The 8,117-nt window shown below is 70.7% G+C and carries 8 protein-coding genes; 2 read left to right on the top strand and 6 right to left on the bottom strand.

Annotation, left to right across the window (positions count from 1 at the left end; genetic code table 11):
- The first annotated feature begins 5 nt into the window (after positions 1-5).
- Positions 6-1,118 carry a tryptophan dimethylallyltransferase family protein gene (locus AB0M08_RS27705; RefSeq protein WP_364499102.1) on the top strand — a complete coding sequence of 371 codons (1,113 nt, stop codon included), beginning with the start codon at positions 6-8 and terminating at the stop codon, positions 1,116-1,118.
- A 167-nt stretch (positions 1,119-1,285) separates the two neighbouring features.
- Here AB0M08_RS27705 and AB0M08_RS27700 read toward each other — a convergent pair whose 3' ends face one another.
- Genes AB0M08_RS27700 through AB0M08_RS27675 form a run of 6 tightly spaced genes read right to left on the bottom strand, consistent with a single transcriptional unit; the run spans position 1,286 to position 6,501 of the window.
- Positions 1,286-2,227 (bottom strand): LnmK family bifunctional acyltransferase/decarboxylase, encoded by a 942-nt coding sequence (locus AB0M08_RS27700; protein WP_364499100.1) that lies wholly within the window; start codon positions 2,225-2,227, stop codon positions 1,286-1,288.
- Between the two features lie 8 nt (positions 2,228-2,235).
- Positions 2,236-3,303, bottom strand: coding sequence for a histidinol-phosphate transaminase (locus tag AB0M08_RS27695; RefSeq protein ID WP_364499097.1), 1,068 nt, complete (start codon positions 3,301-3,303; stop codon positions 2,236-2,238).
- Positions 3,300-3,530, bottom strand: a complete 231-nt coding sequence (locus AB0M08_RS27690) for an acyl carrier protein (RefSeq protein ID WP_364499094.1) — start codon at positions 3,528-3,530, stop codon at positions 3,300-3,302. The genes AB0M08_RS27695 and AB0M08_RS27690 overlap by 4 nt, the downstream gene beginning before the upstream one ends.
- Before the next feature lie 7 nt (positions 3,531-3,537).
- Entirely contained in the window at positions 3,538-4,563 is a 1,026-nt protein-coding gene (dmpG, locus tag AB0M08_RS27685; RefSeq protein WP_364499091.1) for a 4-hydroxy-2-oxovalerate aldolase, read from the bottom strand.
- On the bottom strand, positions 4,560-5,489 hold the full coding sequence (locus AB0M08_RS27680; protein WP_364499088.1) for an acetaldehyde dehydrogenase (acetylating): 930 nt from the start codon (positions 5,487-5,489) through the stop codon (positions 4,560-4,562). The genes dmpG and AB0M08_RS27680 overlap by 4 nt, the downstream gene beginning before the upstream one ends.
- Positions 5,490-5,514: 25 nt before the next feature.
- Positions 5,515-6,501, bottom strand: a complete 987-nt coding sequence (locus AB0M08_RS27675) for a class I SAM-dependent methyltransferase (protein ID WP_364499086.1) — start codon at positions 6,499-6,501, stop codon at positions 5,515-5,517.
- 753 nt (positions 6,502-7,254) lie between these two features.
- Here AB0M08_RS27675 and AB0M08_RS27670 point away from each other — a divergent pair.
- Positions 7,255-8,049 (top strand): fumarylacetoacetate hydrolase family protein, encoded by a 795-nt coding sequence (locus AB0M08_RS27670; protein WP_364499083.1) that lies wholly within the window; start codon positions 7,255-7,257, stop codon positions 8,047-8,049.
- The last annotated feature ends 68 nt before the right edge of the window (positions 8,050-8,117 follow it).

The raw sequence follows: 8,117 nt of genomic DNA, 5'->3' as shown, positions 1-8,117 counted from the left end.
AACGAGTGACCGAGGATCCGTCAGCGGTCCGGCTTGCCTGCGCCACGACGATGGAGAGGACGGCTCGATCGGTGGCGCTGGGCGCCGCGGGCGCGCAGCTCACCGGCGTGTTCCGGGCCATGACCGGACACTGGGGCGCCGCTCGCCTGGACGAGCTGCCCCTGTCGGACGTGTCACCGGACGGCTCACCCCTCGAAGTGGCGGTGGAACTCGCCGGGCGTGAGCCCGCCGTGCAGTTCGCCATGGAGCCGCTGCTGCCCGGCCGGGCGGCGAACGATCCCACGGCCGCCCGCATGCTGATGCGCATCCTCGCCGCCGAGCACGGCGCCGGCGCCCGGCGCTGGTTGACCGTCGCGGACCTGCTGCTACCCGCCGACGCGCAGGGCCCCCACGTCGCCATGTACGGCGCGGAGGTACGCCCGGACGGCGCCACCCGCTTCAAGGTCTGGTTCTACCTCGACGTCGCCGGCCCGGAGCAGGCCTTCGACGTGCTGCACGCCGCGCTGGAGCGGATGGGGGAGGGGCACCTGTGGCCGACGGTGCAGGCACACGCCCACCGCAGCGGGCACGACGTGCCGCTCCTGCTCTCGTTGGACCTGACGGACGACGCCGCGGCGCGGGTGAAGGTCTACTTCCGGCACTTCGCCGCGGACGTGGAGGAGGTCGTGGCGGTGCTCAAGGCCTATCCGGGCTTTGAGCCGGGGGAGGTGAGCGCCTTCTGCCGGTGCCTGCTGGACGGCCGCCTGAAGTTCTCGGACCAGCCCGCGGTGACCTGCCTGTCGCTGCTCGACGCCCAGACGCACGAGCGGCCGGCGGCCACGTTGTACGTACCGCTGTGGACCTACGCCGACGACGACGAGCAGGTGCGGCTGCGGGTACACCGCGCACTCGCCGGGGATTCCCGGGCCCGGCGCCGTTACGACAGCGTGCTCGCCGGCGTGGCGACCCGTGACCTGCGGTCGGGCACGGGGATCCACAACTATCTCTCCTGGCAGCCGGGCCGGGTCCGGCCGCGGGTGAAGGTGTACCTCTCACCCGAGATGCACGGCATGAACCCGCCGCCGCTGGGTGTGAGCCAGCAGGAGCATCTGGCGGCCGGCAGTCAGGCGCCCGACTGACGGCAACCCTTCCCGGCTGCTACCGGCGCGAGGCTCGGCCACCCGCGAGCCCCGCGCCGCCGGCCGCCGGTCACCAGCGGGTGGCGGGCGGCAATTCGGCCGGATCCGCCGCCGGCCAGCCGTCGAGATTCCATTCCCCGTGGTGGCCGTGGACTCCGGCGCCGGTGTCACGCCGGCGCGAGCTCGATGCTGGCGACCGCGACGAGCCGTTCGCTGCCCGCCTCCCGCAGCTGCAGGTCGGCGATCTCGCCGCGCCCCGGCGTACCCGGCAGCCAGCGTCGCCCGTTGATCGTGAACACCGTGCCGACGTCGGCGTTGCCGAAGAATCCGATGCGCTGGTCGGCGATGCGGCGGCGCACGAAGGCGGCATCGCCGCGTCCCGCCGCTCGCCACAGTGCCAGGAGCCCGGTGTCGAAGATGGAGAAGAAGCTGGCGAAGTAGACGAGACCGGCGCCGTTCAGGTCGCGTACCGGGTCCAGGGCGTACGTGAGGGTCGCCGGGGATCCGCCGGGCAGGTAGCCGGTGGGGCCGCCCGGATGGAACGTTCCCGCCTGCCGGGCCCGGCCCACGAGGGTGCGCGGCGAGTGCTCGTTGGCGAGGCGGGGCAGGTGCTCATGCGCGAAGTCGGGCGGGGAGACCTCGGCCAGGCCCCTATTGCTGCCCGAGCGGGTTCGCGAGACCCAGCGGTTGAATGTCTCGGCGTACAGGCAGGCGGGATGCGGACGCTCGTGGAACTCCGCCGCTTCCAGGGGCAGATCCGGCAGGTCCAGGCCTGCCGGGGCCAGCCGGTGCAAGGTCAGCGCCGAGCGGCTGCCGAAGTCGAAGACTCGTGAGCTGGCCTGCAGCCGGTCGCCGAACTCCAGGCCGTGCGGCTGCACGGCGGTTCCGCCCCGGATCCGGTAATAGTAGAACGACAGATACGCGGGCTCGCCCTCCTGGTTGCGCGCGGCGTGCACGTCGGTGCCGCAGGCGGCGCTCACCGCGTCCCAGGTCCAGTCGCCGATGCGGCCGAAGAGCAGGGAGCCGCCGCCGGACATGCCGGGCGTCACCACCACGCGCCGCGACAACGAGCTGGCGTCGGGCATCCAGACGGCCTCGCCGTAGGTCATCGGGGATCTCATCGCACCGCCTGTCGCCAGTGCGCCGCTGCCGACAGCAACGCGTCGTTGTCATGCGGCCGCCCGATGGTGACGCGGACCCCTTCGCCGGGGAAGACGCGCACCGCGATCGACCGGCTCCGGCACCACTCGCCGAAGTCCGCGGCCCGCCTGCTCAGCGGCAGCCACAGGAAGTTGGCCTGGCTGTCGGGCACCGAATAGCCTGCCGCCAGCAACCCGTCGCGGGTACGCCGGCGCTCGCCGACGGTCTGCGCGACCCGCTCCAGCAGCTCGTCCTGCAGGCTCAGCGCGGCGACCGCGGCTGCCTGGGCGACCGCACTGACCTCGTAGACGGTGAGCGCCTTGCGCAGTAGCGACACCACACCCGGCGCGCCGAGCAGGTAGCCGACCCGGAGCCCTGCCAGCCCGTACGCCTTGGAGAAGGTGCGCAGCACGACGAGCTGGGGTCGGGACACGAACTCCACGCCGTTGCAGGCCGCGGGGTCCCGTACGTATTCGTGGTAGGCCTCGTCCAGGACGACCAGGCAGCGCGGCGGCACCCGGGCCAGAAAGCCGCGCAGGGCATCCGCGCTGATCACACCACCGGTCGGATTGTTGGGACTGCACAACAGCACCATCCGGGTACGAGTGGAGATGCGACCGCCGATCGCGGGTAGGTCGAACGCCCCATCGCGCAGCGGCACGGGAACGGAGGCGACGCCGGCGAGGGCCGCCAGACTCGGATAGAGCTCGAACGACGGCCACCCGTGGACCACTTCCGCGCCGGGCTCGGCGATCGCGTGGAACAGTGCCTGTAGCAGTGCGACCGACCCGGCACCGACCAGGACGGCGCCGGGATCCACGCCCCGGGCCCGGGCAAGCGCCCGCGTCAGCCGGTGGCAGCCCGGGTCCGGATAACGGTTGACGGCACCGGCGGCCTCGGTGATCGCGCGGCTGATACCGGGGAGCGGCTCGTGTGGGGACTCGTTGGCGGACAACGGCGTGGGCACCGCGCCGGAATAGAGCCCCGGGGCCGGGGCGTACTGCGGCAGCTCGGTGAGAACGGGCCGCAGCCAGGGCTCGGTCATCCAGTACTCCGCGCCGTGATCAGCTCGGCGAGACCGGCGAGATCCGCGCTGTCCAGGATCTCGTAGTCGGCGACCCGCACGCCGTACCTGCTCTGCAGCGACTCGGCCAGCTCGACGGCGGCCAGCGAGTCCAGGCCGACGTCCGCGAGGCTGGCCGTCGGTACCAGGGCGTCGTGCTGCAACTGCAGGTCGTGCACGAGAGCGTGCTTGAGAAGGTCCCAGTTCATCGAGTCCTCACAGGGAAGCGGTGCGCAGAGACATGGCGACGTCCACGATGAGGTCTTCCTGACCGGCGACAGCCTGCCGACGGCCCAGCTCGAAGAAGATGTCACGAGGGTCGACCTGTTCCCGCGCGGCCACGTCGAGGACCCGGTTGCGGAAACCGGAGAAGACCCCCGCCAGGCCGCTGACGATGCTCTCCGAGCTGATCGTCGGCGGCGCCGGCATCAGTTCCCGCTCCGCCAGATCAGCCGCGTCGAGCAACCGGTAGAGGTCGATGCCGGTCGGGTACCCGAGCCGTTCGAGGACCGGTACCAGAACCTCGAGCTGAGTGTTCCCGGCGCCGGCACCGAATCCCCGGGCGCAGCCGTCGATGATCGTGGCGCCGGCCCGCACCGCCGCGATGGAGTTGGCCACCGCCGAGCCGAGGTTGTTGTGGCCGTGGAAGATGACCGGAACGTCGACCGCTCCGCGGATGGCCGAGATCCGCTCGGTGACGTCCTCCGGCAGGAAATGACCGGCCGAGTCGAAGATGCCCACCGCCTGGGCGCCGAAGCCGGCCATCTGCTCGCAGGCCCGGCCGAGCTGAGCGGGCGTACACATGTGGCTCATCAGCAGTGTGGCGTGTGCTTCGACGCCGGCGTCGCGCAGGAAGCCGAGGTGTCGTTCCGTCACGTCGCTCTCGGTGCAGTGCGCCCCGATCCGGACGACGTCGACGCCGTGGTCGATGGCCATCCGCAGATCGTCGGCGGTGCCCCAGCCCGGCAGCATGAAGGCGCCCATCCTGCTGTGCCGCAGCTCGGCGCGGACCGCGCTGAGCATGACGTCGTCGGTCAGCCGGGCGCGGCCCACCTGCAGCGACGACGCGCCCAAGCCGTTGCCGTGGCCGACCTCGACCACCGGCACGCGCGCGCGGTCCGCCGCTGCCGCGTAGGCGCGCAGCTGCGCCTCGCCGAGATCGTGCCGTACCGCGTGATGGCCGTCGCGCAGTGTCGGGTCGTAGATCCGCACCGCGGGCCGGTCGCCGGCTGCCTCGTTCATCGCCGTGTCACCTCCGTACCCGGAAGGGAAGCCTGCTGACGTGCGTACTGCTCGGCCACGAGGACCGCCGCCGAGTTGATGATGTCGAGATTGCCGGCGTACGACGGGATGCGGTCCCCGGACGCCTCCACCTCGACCGCGACGAACGCGACCCCGTCGGTGACGGTGCACGCGCGGACGCGGAAGCCGGGCACGAACGCGCGGACCCGGTCCGCCGCGTCGTGGACCAGGTCGCCGACCACACGCTGATCCATATCCTCCGACTGGAAACTCATCGCGACGCGGAAGGTCGCCGGGGGACGGGCCGGACTCAGGTTGAGGATCGTCTTGACGGCCGATGTCCCGGTGCTGGCGCGCACCGCGTCGCGAGTGGTGGCGAGGTACTCGTCGAGATTCAGCCGGGTGGCCCTGCCGACGGAGAGGTTCGCGGCGGTGGTGACCACCTCGACGTACGAGGGACGGTAGCGGGACGACAACGCATGCAGGATGGGTACACAGGCCTGGCCGCCACAGCTCACCAGGTTGAGATTGCGGTGCACCGGAAGCGTGTCGCCGTTGACGGCCGGCACCACGGCATGGCCCACCCCGCTGGGCGTCAGGTCGACGACCAGGCAGCCCAGCGGCTCGAGCGCCTGCCAGTGCGCGGGATGTGCCGTGGCGTTGCTGGCGTCGAACACGATGTCGTACGGGTCCGCGGTGGCCAGTACGGCGTCGACGCCGTCCGCCGACACACGGCAGCCCAGGTCTCGCGCCGCGCGCAGCCCGGGCGCGTCCTCGTCGCGGGCCGTCACGAGCCGGCAGTCCAGTTCCGCCGATCGCTGGATCTTCATCGCGAGGTCGAGGCCGATGAGCCCGGCCCCGATGACCGCCGCGCGCAGGGGCCGGCTGCGGCGTACGCCCGTGGTGGGAGTGGTGGTTGCCTGCATGTCTTCTCTGCTTTCTGCGGTGGACTCAGCCGGCTACGACGAACAACCTGCTCGTCGGCATGCGCATCGGGCGGCAGGCCACGTCGGTGAAGCCCGCGCGGCGGAAGGCCTGTTCCCATTGCGGCTGCGGTGGCAGGGCGACTCCCATCGACGAAGCGTGCAGGTAGGTGAAGAGGCTGCTGAAGGCGCGCTCCCGCGGACTGGCCGAGTAGGGCACCGCGTCGCTGATCACGAGCCTGCCTCCCGGCGCCAGTGAGGCTCTGCACGCGCGCAGGATGGCGTTCAGTACCTCCGGGCGTCCCGCCACGTCGTGCATGACGAATCCGGCGTGGATGACATCGGCGCCGGCCAAGGGGGACGGATCGTCGGGCAGGGACTCGATCGCGCGGTTCACGACGTTCAGCCGGTCGGCGACGCCGGCCCGTTCCCCCGCCCGCAGCGCCTCCACACAGGCGGCGTCGCTGAGGTCGACGGCGACGCCGTCGCTGTCCGGCAGCGTCTGCAGTAGGTGAATGACGAGTGCGGCTGCCCCGGCGCCCAGATCGACGATCCGTTGGGGCTTCGCCCCGGCGATCTCCTCGAACGCCGCCTGGTAGAAGCCCTGAGACCCGATCCAGCGTGAGGATACGGCGACCCGGCGTCCGTCCCGGCGGTACTTCTGCGGTGCCCGGCTGGGGTCGCTGAGGATGTCGTGGATGTTGTCGATGTACGGACGGTTCGCGGTCATCGCCCAGGAGACGTACCCGGCCGCGTGGCGCAGCGCCGGCAGCTCCGCCGCGCCGGTGTACGCGTGTTCCGGTTCCGTGGCGACGGCCAGTCCTGCAGCGTCGAGCGCCTCCAGGAAAGACACCGCTGACTGGCGCGGGATGTGCGCGGCGGTCGCGGCGTCGTCGGCGGTGAAGGCGTCACCGCTGTCCAACAGGGCGGACAACCCCAGGTTCTCCGCCATCTCCAAGAGGGCGGTTACCGCTGCCAGGTCGGCGGCCGGCTCGGCCGTCCACTTACTCGTCATGGTGCCTCGGGCTCCCCGTGATAGTCGCGGTCCCGCCTGTCGGAGCGGTCCCGCCGTGACGGTTGCGTGACGACTCTGCTGCTCCGGACGCGACGGGTGGCCGTCGGCAGCGGTAGCGACGGTGTGCAGATGTTGTCTGCGGAAATGGTGCTCACGCGCCGGGAACGAAATCAAGTATGGCGTAGCGCCCACTTTCACCGAGCGCGCCGAGGTATTCGGTAAACGACTTGTCGGTTGCGTGGAGGGTGTATTCACCCCTGGCTGGAGAGGTCAACCCCAGTCCTTTGCTGAAGACCCCAGGATTACTTTTGGCTTCGTCTATATGATCTATGGCCGAGGGCCATGTTGGCATGAAACACAGTGGACGTCAAGGCCGTCGAAGCCACTCGGCAAGGCCCCTCAATATCGGCCTTGAGCTGCATGGATATGGCTAAGATGCGACGGCGTGAGAGATGCTTGGATTCGTGGTAGCAGGCGTACCGGACGGTCTGTCAGCGATTGTCGATGATCAATTGTGTTCGGTTTTCGTGATGTGGCAGACCCGCCCCGGCGGAATCTCTTGAGCGATCCTGACGGGCCATCGCCGGAAGTTATCTTGCGCCGTCATCATTCGTCATGCATACTTCGCCGAAGGACGTGTCATCCACCGGCGGCCATCGATATTCCACGGCATCACGAAAAGCATTTGCCGCGAGCCGGCACGACGTCACGGCTGCCCTGGTCCGGGCGACCGCTGGAGCAGAGGAGGCCGGCGTGGGACAGCTGCCCCGCGGAGCCGCGCGGACGCTTGCGCGCTCCCTGTACGAAGCACGCGCCACGCGGCAGCCCATAGCGCCCCTCACCGACGCGGAGCCCGGACTGGGGCCGCTCGACGGTTACGCGATCCAGCGCGAGCTGCTCTCTCTGTTGCAAGCCGACGGTGAGCGGGTGTCCGGCTACAAGGCCGGTCTCACCTCCGAGCCGATGCAGGCGATGTTCGGCCTGGACTCCCCGGATTACGGTCCAGTCCTCGCCTCGACGGTCCACCGGTCAGGTTCCGCCCTCTCCCTGAAGGCGTTCACAGCGCCCCGAGTCGAGGCGGAGATCGCCTGCCGGCTCGGCGCCGACCTCACCGGGCCCGGCATCACGGTCCAGCAGGCCCGGCGGAGCATCACCGAGGTGTATGCCAGCATCGAGATCGTCGACTCCCGCATCCGCGACTGGCGGATCCGCCTGGCCGACACCATCGCCGACCTCGCCTCCGCCGGTGCCGTGGTGATCGGCGACCTCCCGGTGCCGGCGGCGGGCCTCGACCTGCCAGGCATCGCGATGCACCTCCGCCGCGGCGACGAGTGGATCGCCGCCGGCAAGGGCTCGGCCGCCCTGGGCGACCCGGCGGCCGTGGTGGCCTGGCTGGCCAACACGTTGGGTGCCCTGGGTGTGACCCTCGAAGCCGGCCACCTCGTCATGACCGGCGCGCTGCACGCCGCCGTCCCGATGTCCGCGGGCGACGAGTTCGTGGCGGAGTTCGACGTCCTCGGCTCGGTTGGCATGCGTGTGGAGCCCTGAACCGTCTCTGTGCCGGCGCCGACATCGGTCACGTGGTGGAGAGGGATGCGGTGAGCTGACCGGCCGGG

Source organism: Actinoplanes sp. NPDC051851, assembly GCF_040681165.1.
Classification (GTDB): Bacteria; Actinomycetota; Actinomycetes; order Mycobacteriales; family Micromonosporaceae; genus Actinoplanes.
This window is presented reverse-complemented; position numbering and strand designations above follow the sequence as displayed.